This is a genomic window from Paraburkholderia susongensis, from assembly GCF_900177725.1.
GTDB lineage: Bacteria > Pseudomonadota > Gammaproteobacteria > Burkholderiales > Burkholderiaceae > Paraburkholderia > Paraburkholderia susongensis.
This window is the reverse complement of sequence record NZ_FXAT01000001.1, coordinates 779,030-794,970: the sequence shown is the minus strand read 5'-3', so window position 1 is coordinate 794,970 and position 15,941 is coordinate 779,030. Positions and strand designations below refer to the sequence as shown.

At 65.4% G+C, this 15,941-nt stretch carries 12 protein-coding genes; 3 read left to right on the top strand and 9 right to left on the bottom strand.

The genetic code is table 11. The features are described from left to right. Window positions 1-49 precede the first annotated feature (49 nt). Window positions 50-1,363 carry a phosphate regulon sensor histidine kinase PhoR gene (gene phoR / locus B9Z01_RS03615; RefSeq protein ID WP_085480865.1) on the top strand — a complete coding sequence of 438 codons (1,314 nt, stop codon included), beginning with the start codon at window positions 50-52 and terminating at the stop codon, window positions 1,361-1,363. Between the two features lie 347 nt (window positions 1,364-1,710). Beyond that, window positions 1,711-2,883 (top strand): Fic family protein, encoded by a 1,173-nt coding sequence (locus tag B9Z01_RS03610; RefSeq protein WP_085480864.1) that lies wholly within the window; start codon window positions 1,711-1,713, stop codon window positions 2,881-2,883. A gap of 39 nt (window positions 2,884-2,922) precedes the next feature. Here B9Z01_RS03610 and ppk1 read toward each other — a convergent pair whose 3' ends face one another. Continuing rightward, a complete protein-coding gene (gene ppk1 / locus B9Z01_RS03605; RefSeq protein ID WP_085480863.1) occupies window positions 2,923-4,986 on the bottom strand; it encodes a polyphosphate kinase 1 in 2,064 nt (687 codons plus the stop codon). Between the two features lie 204 nt (window positions 4,987-5,190). Here ppk1 and ppx point away from each other — a divergent pair, with 204 nt between their 5' ends. After that, window positions 5,191-6,840: an exopolyphosphatase gene (gene ppx / locus B9Z01_RS03600; protein WP_085480862.1), complete on the top strand. Its 1,650-nt coding sequence runs from the start codon at window positions 5,191-5,193 to the stop codon at window positions 6,838-6,840. Window positions 6,841-6,983: 143 nt separating this feature from the next. Here the strand turns inward: ppx and B9Z01_RS03595 are convergent, their stop codons facing one another. From B9Z01_RS03595 to phnY, 8 genes are all read right to left on the bottom strand, one after another. After that, complete coding sequence (locus B9Z01_RS03595; RefSeq protein ID WP_085480861.1) at window positions 6,984-7,796, bottom strand: GNAT family N-acetyltransferase; 813 nt, start codon at window positions 7,794-7,796, stop codon at window positions 6,984-6,986. A 172-nt stretch (window positions 7,797-7,968) separates the two neighbouring features. Then, on the bottom strand, window positions 7,969-8,427 hold the full coding sequence (gene sixA, locus B9Z01_RS03590) for a phosphohistidine phosphatase SixA (protein WP_085480860.1): 459 nt from the start codon (window positions 8,425-8,427) through the stop codon (window positions 7,969-7,971). A gap of 301 nt (window positions 8,428-8,728) precedes the next feature. Beyond that, window positions 8,729-10,408, bottom strand: a complete 1,680-nt coding sequence (locus tag B9Z01_RS03585) for a Na/Pi cotransporter family protein (protein WP_085480859.1) — start codon at window positions 10,406-10,408, stop codon at window positions 8,729-8,731. 113 nt (window positions 10,409-10,521) lie between these two features. After that, window positions 10,522-11,319: an ABC transporter permease subunit gene (locus tag B9Z01_RS03580; protein WP_085480858.1), complete on the bottom strand. Its 798-nt coding sequence runs from the start codon at window positions 11,317-11,319 to the stop codon at window positions 10,522-10,524. Beyond that, window positions 11,303-12,205 carry a 2-aminoethylphosphonate ABC transporter permease subunit gene (locus tag B9Z01_RS03575; protein ID WP_085480857.1) on the bottom strand — a complete coding sequence of 301 codons (903 nt, stop codon included), beginning with the start codon at window positions 12,203-12,205 and terminating at the stop codon, window positions 11,303-11,305. The genes B9Z01_RS03580 and B9Z01_RS03575 overlap by 17 nt, the downstream gene beginning before the upstream one ends. Next, entirely contained in the window at window positions 12,198-13,352 is a 1,155-nt protein-coding gene (locus B9Z01_RS03570) for an ABC transporter ATP-binding protein (RefSeq protein ID WP_085480856.1), read from the bottom strand. The genes B9Z01_RS03575 and B9Z01_RS03570 overlap by 8 nt, the downstream gene beginning before the upstream one ends. Continuing rightward, window positions 13,352-14,383, bottom strand: coding sequence for a 2-aminoethylphosphonate ABC transporter substrate-binding protein (locus tag B9Z01_RS03565; RefSeq protein WP_085480855.1), 1,032 nt, complete (start codon window positions 14,381-14,383; stop codon window positions 13,352-13,354). The genes B9Z01_RS03570 and B9Z01_RS03565 overlap by 1 nt, the downstream gene beginning before the upstream one ends. Before the next feature lie 63 nt (window positions 14,384-14,446). Then, window positions 14,447-15,895 (bottom strand): phosphonoacetaldehyde dehydrogenase, encoded by a 1,449-nt coding sequence (gene phnY / locus B9Z01_RS03560; protein WP_085480854.1) that lies wholly within the window; start codon window positions 15,893-15,895, stop codon window positions 14,447-14,449. Between the last annotated feature and the right edge of the window lie 46 nt (window positions 15,896-15,941).

Here is a 15,941-nt window from a genome sequence, read left to right as displayed (position 1 = left end):
GCGTCGTCCTCTCCCTCCTGCGCTGTTTTTTCTCTTCGATCGCTAGACCATGAACATCATCTGGGCGCGCTCCATCGTGTCGGTCGTGCTGCTGGCTGTTCTGTGCGTGGTGGTCGGCGCACTGGTGAACGTCAAGGCAGGACTCGCCCTCGCGGTCGTCATGCTGCTCGCGCAGAGTATCTTCGGTACATTCCACAAGCAGCGCCTGTGGCGTCTGCTCGATGCGCCGGTGTACGGCGAAGTGCCGAGCGCCCCCGGCATCTGGGGCGAAATCTACTACCGTCTGCACAAGCTCGCGAAGCGCTGGCACGCTCAGGTGCGCCAGGTCGAGCAGCAGCATTCGCGCTTCATCCAGGCGATCCAGGCGTCGCCGAACGGCGTGGCGATGCTCGACGACCACGATCAGATCGAGTGGTGCAACGCGATTTCCGAAAGCCACTTCGGGCTCGATGCGAAGCGCGATCTGCGGCAGCACATCACGCATCTGGTGCGTCATCCGGATTTCGTGCGCTATCTGAATTCGCATCGGTACGAGGAAATGCTCATCATGCGCGGCATGGGCGACAAACGCCAGAACGTGCTGTCGGTGCAGGTGTTTCCTTATGGCGACAATCGCAAGCTCGTGCTGTCGCAGGACATCACCGAACTCGAACGTACCGATGCGATGCGGCGCGACTTCGTCGCCAATGTCTCGCATGAGCTGAAAACGCCGCTTACCGTGCTGTCGGGTTTTCTCGAAACGATGCGCGAGCTGCCGCTCGGTGAAGCCGAGCGCGCGCGCTATTTCGAGCTGATGGAGCAGCAGGCGGCGCGTATGCGCCATATCGTCAACGATCTGCTCGTGCTCGCGAAGCTCGAAGGCGACAACAAACCGCCGAGCGATCACATGATCGACATGCGCGCGGTGTTGCGGCATCTGCGCGACGACGCGGAGAGTCTTTCGAGCGATCATCACCGCATCGCTTTCGATGTCGACGAAGGACTCACCGTCACCGGCGTCGAGACCGAGATTTTCAGCGCACTGGGCAATCTCGTGACGAACGCGATCCGCTACACGCCGGACGGCGGCACGATCAAGGTGGGCTGGCATGCGCAGGGCGGCCACGCGGTGTTCTCGGTTACAGATAGCGGCCTCGGCATTCCGGCCGCGGATATTCCACGGCTCACCGAGCGCTTTTATCGCGTCGACCGCAGCCGCTCGCGCGACACCGGCGGCACGGGGCTCGGTCTCGCGATCGTCAAGCACGTGCTGCAGCGGCACGATGCGCAGCTCGACGTGAAGAGCGAAGAAGGGCGCGGCAGCACGTTTACCGTGCGCTTTCCGGTGTATCGCACGGCGCGCTGCCAGACGGCGCAGGTTTGAGCGAAGCGGGTCGGCTGCGGGGGAGGCCGGAGCAGTTCGATCGCAGCAGTTCGACCGGCCCGAGCAAATAAAAAGCCGCCCGAAAAGCAAGCCTATCGCTTAGCCTGTTGAGAAGCCGGTTCTGATTCTGCAAATAGCCCCTCAAATAGCCTCTGTTAGCCGCTGACTGACAGGGGCCTCTTCATGTCAGGTCCTTCTGCTCCTCCTCAGTCCGCAGAGCGAATGAATATCAACTCATAATTTGAGTCGATTAAGCGCTCAATCGCCTCAAAGCCGACTATACTTATATTCGACTCAAAAAATGAGGCGAATAGAGCCTGCAATCGCCTCAACACTCATCCAGCACCATGTCACCAGCCCCATCTTTTATCTGGCAAGTGCCCACTTGGCCCGGCATGCACTACGACGTTGTTCGCGTCGGCAGCGAGCTCGCACGCGCGCACCGAGCCCAGGGCATCGTTGAAGGCAAGCTGGCGGGTCTTGGATTCGAACAGCGCCTCGCACTCGCCGCCGAGGCCTGGAGCCAGGATGCAGTTGCGACGGCCGCCATCGAGGGCGAACGCATTGACCTTACGGCAGTGAGGTCGTCCGTGGCACGGCGCCTAGGCGTTGGGAATCAGGATGGCCCCAACGCGCCCCGAAATGTCGAAGGCCTGCTCGACATCATGGATGACGCGGTGCGGCAGAGGGACGCGCCCCTTACACATGAGCGCTTGTGCGCCTGGCAGGCGGCTCTCTTCCCAACCGGCTACTCGGGGATGACCAAAATTCTTGTCGGGGCCTACCGTGGGCATGCAGAGCCGATGCAAATCGTGAGCGGGAGCGTCGGACGCGAACGGGTCCACTACGAAGCGCCGTCATCGGCCCGCGTCCCGGCTGAGATGGAGACGTTCCTCGCGTGGTTCAACGCGAGGAGCGAGCACGACAGTCTGGTCAAAGCAGCGCTCGCTCACCTGTGGTTCGAGACGATTCATCCCTTTGAAGACGGGAATGGCCGCATCGGTCGAGTCCTCATTGACCTGGTCCTCGCGCATGACACCGGTGAGGTTAGCCGCTTGATTCGTACCTCACAGCGCTTGCTTGAGAAGCGCCGCGACTACTACGAGCAGCTCGAACGCGCCCAGCGTGGCGAGCTGGACGTGACCGAATGGGTTCTGTGGTTTGTGGAACAGGTGCGGGTGTCCTGGGATGAAGCGTCCAGCGCCGTAGACGCCGCGCTCGGCAAGGCCATTTTCTGGATGAACCATCAGGACAAGACACTTACGGCTCGGCAGCGCAAAGTCGTCAACCTTCTGCTCGATGCCGGTCCCAATGGTTTCGAAGGGGGGATGAGCACGAGGAAGTACGAGGGCATCGGCAGCACCTCGCGCGCCACAGCGTCGCGCGAACTGATCGAACTCGAGGACATGGGGCTGCTGAACAAGGTCGGCGCCGGCCGCTCGACCCGCTATTACCTGAGCATCCCGGGATGGGGGCCGGCGGACACGGCTCACCTCGATACGCCCTCGGACAATGGCTGACTTGCTGCCCATTCGCTGGCTGCAGGTAGGAAAGCTGATCTACGAACAGAACTTTCCAAGCAGACTCATCTGCGCATTGCGCGAGGACTTGCCCGGCCGCCGCCGGCGATAGTGCCCGTCGCTTTGCATGAGCCACGCGGACTGGTTGTCGCCGAGAAACGCCGACAGACCTTCCGCGATCACACGCCGCTTCAGGCGCCGGTTATTGACCGGGAACGCGACTTCCACGCGCCGGAACAGGTTGCGATCCATCCAGTCGGCGCTCGACAGATAGACCTGTTCCTTGCCGTCGTCGTAGAAGTAGTAGATGCGATGGTGCTCGAGAAAGCGCCCGACGATCGAGCGCACCGTGATGTTCTCCGAGAGTCCCGGCACGCCGGGCTGCAACGAACACACGCCACGGACGATCAGATCGATCTTCACGCCCGCCTGCGACGCCTCGTACAGCTCGGCGATCACCGTCGGTTCGAGCAGCGCGTTCATCTTCGCGACGATGCGCGCCTTCCTGCCGGCGCGCGCATGTTCGGCTTCCTTGCGGATCGCCTCGACGAGCTTCGGGTGCAGCGTGAACGGCGATTGCCATAGCTCATGCAGCTTCAGTTCGCCGCCGATGCCCGTCAGCTGCTGGAACACGTGGTGCACGTCCTCGCAGATATCCTGATCGGCGGTCATGAGGCCGAAGTCGGTATAGAGGCGCGCGGTGCGCGGATGATAGTTGCCGGTGCCCAGGTGCACGTAGCGCCTCAACGTCGTCTTGCCGCCCGACGACACGCGCCGCACGATCAGCATCATCTTCGCGTGGCACTTGTGGCCCACCACGCCATACACGACGTGTGCGCCGACCGCTTCGAGCTGCGAGGCCCAGTTGATGTTGGTTTCCTCGTCGAAGCGCGCCAGCAGCTCGACCACCACGGTGACTTCCTTGCCGTTGCGCGCGGCCTGCATGAGCGCGTCCATGAGCGGCGAGTCGGTGCCGGTGCGGTAGATGGTCTGCTTGATCGCGACCACGTTCGGGTCCTTGGCGGCCTGCAGCAGCAGCTCGAGCACCGGCTGGAAGCTCTCGTACGGATGATGCAGCAGCACGTCGCCCTGATCGATCACGTCGAACATGCTCGCGCTGTTGGCGATCTGCGTGGGCGTGGACGGGATATGCGGCACGAACTTCAGATCGGGCCGGTCGACCATCTCGGGCAGCTGCATGAGCCGCACGAGATTGACGGGGCCGTCCACGTAATAGCAGTCCTTGTTCGAGAGACCGCTTTCGTCGAGCAGGCGCCGCACCACGTGCGCGGGCGTTTCCGCCGACACCTCGAGCCGCACCGCATTGCCGAGATGCCGCGCCGGCAGTTCGCCCTGCAAGGCGACGCGCAGATTGGTGATTTCGTCTTCGTCAACGAAGAGTTCGCTGTTGCGCGTGATGCGAAACTGGTTGCAGCTACGCACCACCAGACTCGGAAACAGCTCGCCGACAAAGTGCTGCAACAGCGAGCTGAGCAGCACGAAGCCATGCGAATAACCCGACAGTTCCTGCGGCATGCGCACGAGCCGCGGCAGCGCGCGCGGCGCCTGGACGATGCCCATCATCGCCTGACGGCCGAACGCGTCCTTGCCTTCGAGTTCGACGACGAAGTTCAGGCTCTTGTTGAGCACGCGCGGAAACGGATGCGCGGGGTCGAGGCCGATCGGCGTGAGCACCGGCAGCAGTTCGTCGAAGAAGTAGTTGCGCGCCCATTCGGTCTGCGCGTCGCTCCACGCTTCGGTGCCGTGGAAATAGATGCCTTCCTGTTCGAGCGCGGTGAGCACCGTGTCGTGCAGCATCGTGTACTGGCGATGCACGAGTTTCTGCGCACGCTCGACCACGAGGTCGTACACGTGCAGCAGCGACATGCCGTCGGGCGACAGGGCGCCGGGGTTGTCGCGCATCTGCTCCTGGAGTCCGGCCATGCGGACTTCGAAGAATTCGTCGAGGTTGCTGCTGGTGATGCAGATGAAGCGTAGGCGTTCGAGCAAGGGGACGGCTGGGTCGGCGGCTTGTGCCAACACACGCTCGTTGAAACCCAGAATGCCCAGTTCGCGATTCAATAAGGGATAGCGGATGGACATCGGCAGCGAGATTGGAATGTCTGGAATGGAGACGGAAAGACGCTCGGAAATTCTCACAGTTTGATGACGCCCTTATGACATCTGCTATCTTTTCACGATTTTACGCCGCAATCGTCGCCTGTCGTCAATATGACGCACTGCTTATGCGACGATAGGGGTCTCCCAGCGCTGCGAGGTGACATTGTGAGGCCCGGTACGCTTAAAATGGCGTCTTTGAACAGTGCGGCCGGCCGCGATGCGCAGCACGCGCCGAAGGCACCGGGCCAGCGCGCGGCGCTGCCGGCCTCCGCGCCTGCCGCCGTAGCTGCCGCCGCGCTTGCGCGCATGGAGTCCGCTTACCCGATGGCCAATACCCCTCAACTCCTCGCCGCCGTCGATCTCGGTTCGAACAGCTTCCGGCTCATCGTGGGCCGGGTCGAGGAAACCGACGCGGGCAGCCAGATCTATCAGGTCGACGCATTGCGCGAGCCGGTGCGCCTTGCCGCCGGCCTGTCGCGCGACAAGATGCTCGACCGCGCCTCGCAGGTGCGTGGCTGGGACGCGCTGAAGCGTTTCGGCGAGCGTCTGCGCGACTTCCATCCCGACCACGTGCGCGCGGTCGCGACCAATACGCTGCGCATCGCGAAGAACGCGGGCGAATTTCTGGGCGAGGCGCAGGCCGCGCTCGGTTTTCCGATCGAAGTGATCGCGGGGCGCGAGGAAGCGCGCCTGATTTACGCGGGCGCGGCGCACTCGGTGCCGGCGAGCGCGGGCAAGCGCCTCGTCGTCGACATCGGCGGCGGCTCGACGGAATTCATCATCGGCTCGCACTACACGCCGATCAAGATGGAAAGCCTGTATATCGGCTGCGTGAGTCATAGCCGCGCGTTTTTCCCGGCCGGCAACGTCGACGAATACACGATGCGCCAGGCCGAACTCGCCGCGCGCCGCGAAATCCAGATCATTTCCGCCGAGTACAAGAAAACCGGCTGGGAGCAGGCAATCGGCTCGTCGGGCACGGCGCGCGCGCTTGCCGAGCTCGTCGAGGCAAACAGCTTCAACGATGCGGGCGTCACGCACGGCATTTCGCGCGGCGGCCTCGAGCGGCTCAAGCGCGCGCTGATCAAGGCCGAGAACGTCAATCGCCTGAAGCTCGTGTCGCTCAAGAGCGACCGCGTGCCGGTGCTCGCGGGCGGCCTGTCGATCATGATCGCGGTGTTCGACGAACTGGGCGTCGACTATGTCGATACCACCGACGGCGCGCTGCGCCTCGGCGTCATGTACGACCTGCTCGGCCGCTCGCAGCACGAAGACATGCGCACGGTCACGGTGGAAGGCTTCATGCGCCGCTATGGCGTCGATCGCGCGCAGGCGGGGCGTATCAGCGATCTGTCGATGAGCTTCTACGACCAGTTCACCGAACCCGACGAGGAGCGCCGCGCGGAAAACCGCATGTTCATCGGCTGGGCGGCTTCGCTGCACGAGATCGGGCTGTCCATTTCGCACAGCGCCTATCACAAGCATTCGGCCTATATCGCCAGCAACGCCGACATGCCGGGTTTCTCGCGCACCGATCAGGCGCGCGTCGCCGCGCTCGTGGTCGGTCATGCGGGCAAGCTCGGCAAGCTGTCGCAGACGCGCGACGTCGAATGGCCGCTGTTGTTCTGCCTGCGGCTCGCGGCGCTGCTGTGCCGGCGGCGTGCCGATGTCGGCTTGCCGTGGATCTCGGTTGCGCAGGTCAACGGCGGCTACGAGGTGCGTTTGCCGAACGGGTGGGTGGTCAACAATCCGCTGACCGACTACAGCTTGATCCAGGAAGCGGCGGAATGGGAGAAGGTCGGCATTCCGTACCGTGTGGTCTATACGGAGGATTAACGCGCGCCCGATCGGCACGCGCGTCGAATGCGTGCTTCGGCTTGCGCGGTATATGAATGGAAAAGCCCGGCGTTTTGCCGGGCTTTTCCGCTTTTCGGCGTCTGTTTCTCACCGCCTGTCAGCGACGGCCCTTCCCACTCACTTCAACGCGGCAGCGCATCGCCGAGGAAGTGACGGGCATAACGCGCATTGATGTCGGACAGACGGAACAGCGTCAGGAAGTCCGCGGTATTGAAGTCGGGATCCCATGCCGGCGCGCCGCAAATCTTCGCGCCAAGCCGCAGATAACCCTTGACGAGCGGCGGCGGAGCGACGGCGGCGCCCGTCTGCAAGTCGTCGACCGGCAGCGGCGTATGCGGGAACGCGCGATATTCCGGCGCGGTCAGCGCGTTCTCGCGCAGCGAGCAATAGAGGTTCGCCGCATAGTGTCCGCCGTCGACCATCGCGACGCTCGCGCAGCCGAGCATCGTCTCGTAGCCGTTGTGCTTCATGTACGCGGCGAGGCCCGCCCACAGCGACATGATGACCGAGCCGCTGCGATAGTCGGGATGCACGCACGAGCGGCCCACCTCGACCATCTTCGCGCGCAGGTGCGTGAGGCGCGACACGTCGAACTCGCTCTCCGCGTACAAACGTCCGATGCGCGCGGCCTGATGCGGCGGCAACGCGCGATACGTGCCGACTACTTTCAGCGTGTCGAGATCGCGCACCAGCAAATGATCGCAGTACGAATCGAATGCATCGACATCGAGGCCCGTGGGGCCGGTGAGGCGCGCGCCCATTTCGTCGGCGAACACGCGGTAGCGCAGGCGTTGCGCTTCGCGTAATTCCTCGTCGGTGCGCGCCCATGAAACCTGCAGTCGATGTTGCGCGGTGACCGTTTCCTCGGCGCGCGGCAGACGGCGCGACTCGAGTAGCGAGGCGAAGGGCAGGGTGGGCGTCGGCAGTTCTCGCATGGGCGGTCCTGGTCGAAAAGAGTGTGAATTTCTTTTTTCGCCAATGTAGTAACGCCTGGTGACGCTTGCATGGCAAACCGATGACGATTGGATGACTGCCCGTAAGTCTCGCGTACGCGCTTGGAAAGCCGGGAGCGTGCGCCCGGAAAGCGGGTTGGATCAGATAAGCGGGTTAGATCAGATCAGGGCTGATGGCGGCGCGCAACACCGCCTGCGCCTCGCCGTCGCGCTCGCGGCTCGCAATCCACCACACGCCGGCTTTTTTGAGCGGCCAGCTGGCCTGGCTGTCGCCGAGCAAGTGTGCGGCGACAGCCCCAAGCGTCGGCTGGTGTCCGACGATAACAACAGTCTGTGCCACGCCCTCGGGCCAGCCGGCTGCTTCGAGCACGTCGCCGGTGCTCGCATTCGGCGCGAGTTCGCGCACCACGCGGTACTGGTCGCTCAGGGTCTCGGCGGTCTGGATGGTGCGCACCGCGGGGCTCGCGAGCACCACGGCGTCCTCGGGCAGACGGGCGCGCAACCATTTGGCGACGCTTTGCGCCTGCTTGCGGCCGCGCGTCGTGAGCGCGCGGGCGAGATCGCTGGAGGCGAAGTCTTCGGCTTCGGCGTGACGCCAGAGGATCAGGTCCATGAGTGTCTCCTTGTTCGTGGATGGCGCGCTCGCGTGGGCTCGCGAGGCGCGTGCTGTTCGTGAGCACTGTCGCATGCGTGACTGAGGGGTGCAAGGCGAGTGCCTTGAGTCGAGTGTATGCGCGAGGAGGGGGCGATACACGGAGATACGGAGATACGCGCAGATACGCGAGTGCGCGCGATCGGGGACGCCGACGCCGCGCGCGGCGGCTATGAACTGGTGGCGGGCAACGTACGCACGAGACCCCCAACGCCTGATGAAGTTCGGGCGCTGAACGAAAAGTTGCCCGCCTGCGGGTCCATCACGAACCTTCGCACGGCGTGTCGCTCATCTGCGCTTGCCCGTTTTCCGCTATTTCCGCCTGCGCTTTCTCGCGTTCGAGCAGCGGATACGCGAGCGCGCAGATGTGCGACTGGATGCGCACGAGGTCGCGCAGCACGTCGAGATGCAGCGAGCTCGAGGCGATGCTGTCGGGCTGCCCCTCGCGTAACCGCTCGAGGTGGCGGTCGCGCGCCGCGCGCTCGAGACGCCGCAGCGACTGCTTGTCGGCGATGAGCAGCGCGGCGGTCTGCGTGCGGCCCGAGACGAGCAGCGCCTGGGCGCGGTGGAAGCTGTCGGTCACCGAGCGGTGCAGCGTGCGCAACTCCTCGGCGCCTTCGGGCGAAAAGCTCAGTTGCGCCTTGATCTTTTTCTGCGCGATTTCCAGCAGGTTCTTGTCGATGATGTCGCCGATATGCTCGAGGTTGATCACCGCCGTCATGATCGCCGAGGCCCAGCGCCGGTCTTCCTCGCCGAGCGGTACGCGGGTCACCTCGGTGACATAGTGCTTGATCGCGTCGTGCAGCATGTCCACGGCATCGTCGCGGTCCGCGATCTCGCTCACGGCGCGGCGGTCGTTGGCGAGCAGCACGGGCACGCTCGCGCGCAGCATCGCTTCCACGATCTCGCTCATCCGGATCACTTCGCGCGCCGCGCAGGCGAGCGCCTGCGAGGGTGTCTCCAGAGCGGCTTCGTCGAGATAGCGCGGCGCGTCGGAATCGTCGCCGGCGCCCGGCGCGGGCAGCAGCCGTTCGAGCAGCCGCGCCACCGGATCGAGCAGGCCGATGAACAGCACCGCGATCGCCACGTTCAGGCCGGTGTGGAAATTGGCGATGGTGCGGCTCGCGTCGCCGGGCAGGCCGTCCAGCAGCCGCGCGAGCGGCGAGCACAGGCCGAGCATCAGGACGCACACGCCGCCGCGCAGCAGCAGGTTGCCGGCCGGCAGTCTGCGGCGGCTGCGGTCGTCGCCTTTCGCGGCCTCGAAATACGGGTTGAGCGCGCTGCCCACGTTGGCGCCGAGCACCATCGCGAGCGCGCTGTCCATCGGCACCGTGTGGAGGTTCGCGAGCGACATCACGAACAGCACGACGGGGATGCTCGAATGCGCGGCCCACGTGAGCAGGCACGCGAGCGCGGCGTTGAGCACGGGCTCGCCGGCCAGCGCGCCGAGCACCGTGCGCAGCGCGGGCGCGGTCTCGGCGGGCTGCACCGTCGAGACGAGCAGCGTGAGCGCGAGCAGCATCAGGCCGAGGCCGATCGAGGCGCGGCCGATGTCGCGGTTGCGCGAGCCCTTGCCCTTCTCGAACAGGGCCATGCCCACCAGCAGGCAGGCGGGCGAGATCCAGCTCAGGTCGAGCGAGAAAGCCTGCACGATGAGCGTCGAGCCCACGTTCGCACCCAGCATCACGGCGAGCCCCGTGACGGGCCGCATCAGCCCGCGCGCCGCGAACGACGACGCGATCATGCCCGTTGCCGTGCTGCTTTGCAGCGCGCCGGTGATGGCGAGCCCCGCGCAGAACGCGTTGAACCGGTTGCCGAGGCTGCGCGCCATGAAGCGCTTGAGCGACGCGCCGAACGCGCGCATCAGCCCCGACTCGACCATGTGCAGGCCCCATGTGAGCAACGCCACGCCGCCCGCAAGATGAAGCACGGTCAGGATCACGCGGCACCTCCTTTGCGTTGTTTTTGCCTGCGCAACTGCGTGACTGCCGCAATTGCCTTTCGAGTTTCTTCAGCGCGCCCCGTATCCGCGCCGGCCTACCGGTGAGCCGCGCATCAGCGCACCGCCGCCTTGGTCGAGATGCGCGAGAGTCCGAGCAGCACGAGCAGCGTCGCTGCGCCGAGGACCATCGTGAGGGTCGACGCATCGAAGATCGCGCCGCGGTCGGACAGTGCGAAGATGCCCACGGGCAGCGTCACCCATCCCGGCGGATAGATCATCAGCGTGGCGCCGAGCTCGCCCATCGAGAGCGCGAAGCTCAGGCTGAACGACGCCAGCAGGTACGGCGCGACGAGCGGCAGCGTCACGCGTGTGAGCTCGTAGAAGGGCCGCGCGCCGAGGCTTTCGGCCACCTCGCCGTACTCGGGCGCGACCCGCGAGAGCCCCGCCGAAACGTTGCCGTACGTGAACGCCGAGATCAGCAGGAAGTGCGCGAGGAACACGATCGTCGCCGTGCCGTTGAGCAGCACGGGAGGCTGGCTGAACGCCACCAGCAGCCCGAGCCCGATCGAGACCGACGGCACCGCGCTCGGCACGAAGAAGATCACGTCGAGCGCGCGCTTGGGGATGCCCTTCATCCGGCGCAGCGCGAGCGCCGCCCACGTGCCGCTCACGAGCGCCGCGCCGCTCGCGAGCGCGCCGGTGAGCACGCTCACGTGCAGCAGGTCGGCCGAGTCGCCGTGCAGCGCTCGCGCGTAGTGCGCGAGCGTGAGGTGGCTCGGCAGGATGCCGTTCCATTGCCCGCTCACGCTCGCGAGCGCGATCATCGCCACCGGTAGCCCGTAGATCGCGCAGAACAGCAGCGCGGCGACGCTCCATGTCGATACTCTTGCCCATCTAGCCCAGAGCAGCACGGCGGCCTCCGAAAAGTGACACGACTGTGCGGTAGCAGGCGTAGAGCCCGAGCGACAGCGCGATGTTGATGACGGCGATCACGCAGGCCGTCGTGTAGTCGAACTCCTGGATGGCCTTGCCGTAGATCAGCAGCGGTAGAGTGATGACGTCCTTCGCGCCGATGAACAGCACGATGCCGAACTCGTTGACGGTCAGGAGCAGACAGAGGCTGCCGCCGGCGAGCAGGGCGGGCAGCGCGGCCGGCAGGATGATCTGCCGGATGATGCGCAGCGGCCGCGCGCCCAGGTTGCTCGCCACTTCGATCTGCGCGTTGTCGATCTGCGAGAAGCAGGCGAGCAGCGGCCGCATGATGAAGGGCGTGTAGACCGTCACCTCCGAGAGCACGACGCCCCACTGCGTGTACAGGAAGTCGATGGGCGGCAGATTGAGGTGGAAGAGCGTCATCAGCGACTGGTTCAGGAGCCCGGCCGAGCCGTACACGAACGTGAACGCGAGCGCGACGAGAAACGTCGGCAGCGCGATGAACGTGTCGATCAGGCGGCCCACGAGGCGCGCGCCCGGAAACGGCACGAACGCGATCACGAGCGAGAACACGAAGCCGAGCACGAGACAGCCGGCCGATGCGCTGACGGCGATCGCTATCGTGTGATACAGACCGCTCAGGAACTGCCGCGAATGCAGCACTTCGGCGAAGTTCGCGAGCGTCAGCGTATGCGTGTCGCCGCCGAGCGCCTGCATCACGATGAGGCCAAACGGGTAGAAGAAGATCGCCGCGAGCACGACGAGCGGCGGCGCGACCCAGAGGCCGCGCCAGTGCTCCGTGGAGCGGCCGGCGCTAGCCGGCGGCACCGATGGCGACGGGGGTGAAATAGCGAGATCAGCCATGGCTCTCGACCTCCGGAACGAGTGTCACGTCCGTCGCATGGAAATGCACGGGCAGCACGGCGCCGGGCTCCGGCGGGCTCGTGAGCGGCGCGCGCGTGAGGCGCAGCGTCTCTCCACCCACTTCGAGCGCGATGCTGTGCAGCTCGCCGAGCCACTGCACGCTGCGCACGATGCCCGTCACGCAATTGGATCTCGGCGGGCTCGGCTCGAAGTGCAGGTCGTGCGGCCGCACGCACACGTAGCAGGTGCTGCCCGCCGCGAGGCCGTGATGATTGCGCCCTTCGATCGTGAAGTCGCCGCAGCGCACCCGCGCGAGACCGTCGGCCGTGGGCTCGAGCTGCTGTGCCGCCAGCACGTTCGCGCGCCCGAGGAATTCGGCGGCGAAGCGGTTCGGCGGATGCCGGTACAGCCCCTGGGTGTCGCCGTAGGCCACGAGCTTGCCGTCGCGCATGATGCCGATGTGGTTCGCGAGCGTCAGCGCCTCGGTCTGGTCGTGCGTCACGTACAGCACGGTCAGCGAGGGCAGGCTGCGGTGCAGCTTCGCCAGCTCGTCGAGCATCGAGCGCCGGATCTGCGCGTCGAGCGCCGAGAGCGGCTCGTCGAGCAGCAGCACCTGAGGCCGGATCGCGAGCGCGCGGGCGATCGCGACGCGCTGCTGCTGCCCGCCCGAGAGTTCGCGCGGATAGCGCTTCGCATACTTCGACATGCCGACGAGGCCGAGGCATTCGGGCACACGCTCGCGGATCACGCTCGCGTCGGCGCCGCGCGCGCGCAGCCCGAACGCGACGTTGTCCTCGACGCGCATGTGCGGAAAGAGCGCGTAGTTCTGCACGACCATGCCGATGTTGCGCGCGTAGGGCGGCAGCCGCGTCACGTCCTTGTCGCCGATCACGATGCGTCCCGCGCTCGGCTGCACGAAGCCCGCGACGGCCCGCAGCGCGGTGGTCTTGCCGGAGCCGGAGGGGCCGATGAGCGCGACGATCTCGCCGGGCTTCACGGTGAGCGTGAGCGACTCGAGGATGGTCTGCCCGCCGTACGCGACCGACACGTTCTCGAAGCCGATGCCGCTCGCGCCCGCGGCGACCGCGGCCGGCACCGTGGAGGCCTGCTGCTGAGGCCCCCGTTCCATGGTGATGGTATTGGTCATTAGTTGCTCGAAATCGCGTGGTTGTACGTCGCCACGTCGGACTTCAGGTCACGCATGACCTGGTTCCAGTCGGGCACCCAGATGTCGACGCCCTGCATCACCGTGCTGAGCGTCCTGAAGTTGTTGTCCGACGGATGCACGTCGGTGCGCACCGGCAGGCCGTACGCGCTCTTGCTGACATCCTGCTGGGCCTCGGCGCTCAGCAGGAAATCGATCAGCTTCTTGCCGTTATCGCCATGCGGCGCGCCGGCGACGAGACCGATGTAGTAGGGCAGCGAGAACGTGGTGCGCTTGCCGTCGGGGCCGGCGGGGAAGAACACCGAGATGTTCGGGTTCTCGCGCATCTGCGAGAGGTTCATCTGCAGATCGCCGTTGGCGATGTAGAGCTCGCCCTTGTTCACGAGCGCCGTGAGCTTGCCCGTCGACGCGGACGGCCCGAGGTTGTTCACCTGGAGCTTGCGCAGATAGTCGAAGCCGCCGTCCTTGCCGCCGAATGCATGGAACGTCTGCAGCATGAGCGCCGTGCCGTCGCCGGCCTGGCCCGGCGTCGAGTACTGCACTTTCTGCTTGTACTGCGGCGCGAGCAGGTCCGCGTAGGTCCTGGGCGGGGTCTTGAGCACGGCCGAGTTGTATATGAAGGTGGGATAGTTATCGACCATCGCGACATACATGCCCTTCGCATCCTTGTCGCGCGCATCGATCTTGTCCGCACCGGCGGGCGTATAGGGTTGCAGCAAGCCGTCGGCGGCGGCCTTCTGCATGAACGGCGGCAGTGTCACGAGCACGTCGGCCTGGATGTTCGACTTCTCCTTGCCGAGGCGGTCCACCACGCCGCTCGATCCGGCTTCGATGTATTGCACCTTGATGCCCGTTGCCTTCGTGAAGGCTTCGAACTGGTTGCCGAGCCAGCTGGGCGATCCATCATGGAGACCATCCGCGCTGTACACGGTCACGACGCTGGATTGCGCGTAGACGGGGGCCGCTGCGAAGGCGAAAGCGCAGGTCACCGCGGCGATCAGTTGAGTCTTCATATCCATCCTTCCTTGCGTTGAGTTCGGATGCAGGAAAAACCTCATGTGGCCGCGCCACTCACATCACTCCCAGGGCAGCGACCATGTCCTCACGTTCGAATAGCTCTTCATCGCCTCGACCATGCCCTCCTTGTAGCCGTTGCCCGAATCCTTGATGCCGCCGAACGGCGACATCTCGGTGCGGTAGCCCGGCACCTCCCAGACGTTCACGGTGCCCACTTCCAGCTCCCTGACGAAGCGCGTCGTGTAGTCGAGCCGGTTCGTGCAGATGCCCGAGGAAAGACCGAAGGCGGTCGAATTGGAGATGCGGATCACCTCTTCGATACGGTCCGGCACGCGGATGATCGGAATCACCGGGCCGAACGTCTCCTCGCGCACGAGCTCGCAGTCGTAGGGCACGTGATCGACGACGGTGGGCGCGAAGAGCGCGCCGCGCCGCGGGGCGCCGTGCAGCACGCGCGCGCCGCGCGCTTCGGCGTCGGCCACGCGGCGCTCGAAGAGCTGCGCGGACGCCTCGTTGATGACGGTGCCTACGTCGACGGTCGGATCCATCGGGTCGCCGCACTTGAGCTTCTTCGCGTGCACGAGCACGCGCTCGACGAACGCATCCGCGACGCTCTCCACCACCAGAATGCGTTTGACCGCCGTGCAGCGCTGGCCCGAGTTCTTGGTCGCGCCCGTCACCGCGAGCTGGGCGGCGCGATCGAGGTCGGCGTCCTCCATCACGATGAGCGGATCGTTGCCGCCGAGCTCCAGCACCGTGCGGCGGTAGCCCGCATGCTCGGCGATGTATTTGCCCACGCGCACCGAGCCCGTGAAGGTGACGAGGTCGCAGTGCGGGTCCGTAATCATGGCGTCGCCCATCGTGCGCGGATTGCCGGTGACGACGCTCAGCATCTCGGGCGGCAGGCCCGCTTCGTAGAGCACATCGGCGAGCGCGAGCGCGGTGAGCGGCGTGAGCTCGGTGGGCTTGAGCACGACGCGGTTATTGGTGGCGATGGCCGGCGCGAGCTTGTGGCTCACCATGTTCAGCGGGTGATTGAACGGCGTGATCGCCGAGATCACGCCGAGCAGCGGCAGGCGCGTCGTGAAGATCTTGCGGTTCTTGCCGTTCGGGCTGATGTCGCACGCGTAGACTTCGCCGTCGTCCCGGATCGTGAGCTGGGCCGCGAACGACCAGACGTCGTAGGCGCGGCTCGCCTCGTAGAGCGTGTCCTTCCAGCAAAGTCCCGACTCCGCCGTGATGAGCCGCGCGAAGTCTTCCTTGCGGTCGCGCAGCACTTCGGCCGTGGTCTGCAGGATGCGCTGGCGCTCGAAGCGCGTGAGCTGCGGGCGTGCCGCGTGGGCTTTGGCGAAGGCTTCCGCCACGTGCTCGGGACGTCCCGCGGGCACGGTGCCGACCACTTCGTTGGTGTACGGGTTCAGGACTTCGATCACTTCGTCGGTCGCGACCTGGCGGCCGGCGATGCGCATGGACTCCTGCTTGAGTGCGGGTTTGGTCATGACGTTCATCGCATACCTCGTTCGATGATCCGGTGGATTAACCGGTGATTTTTGT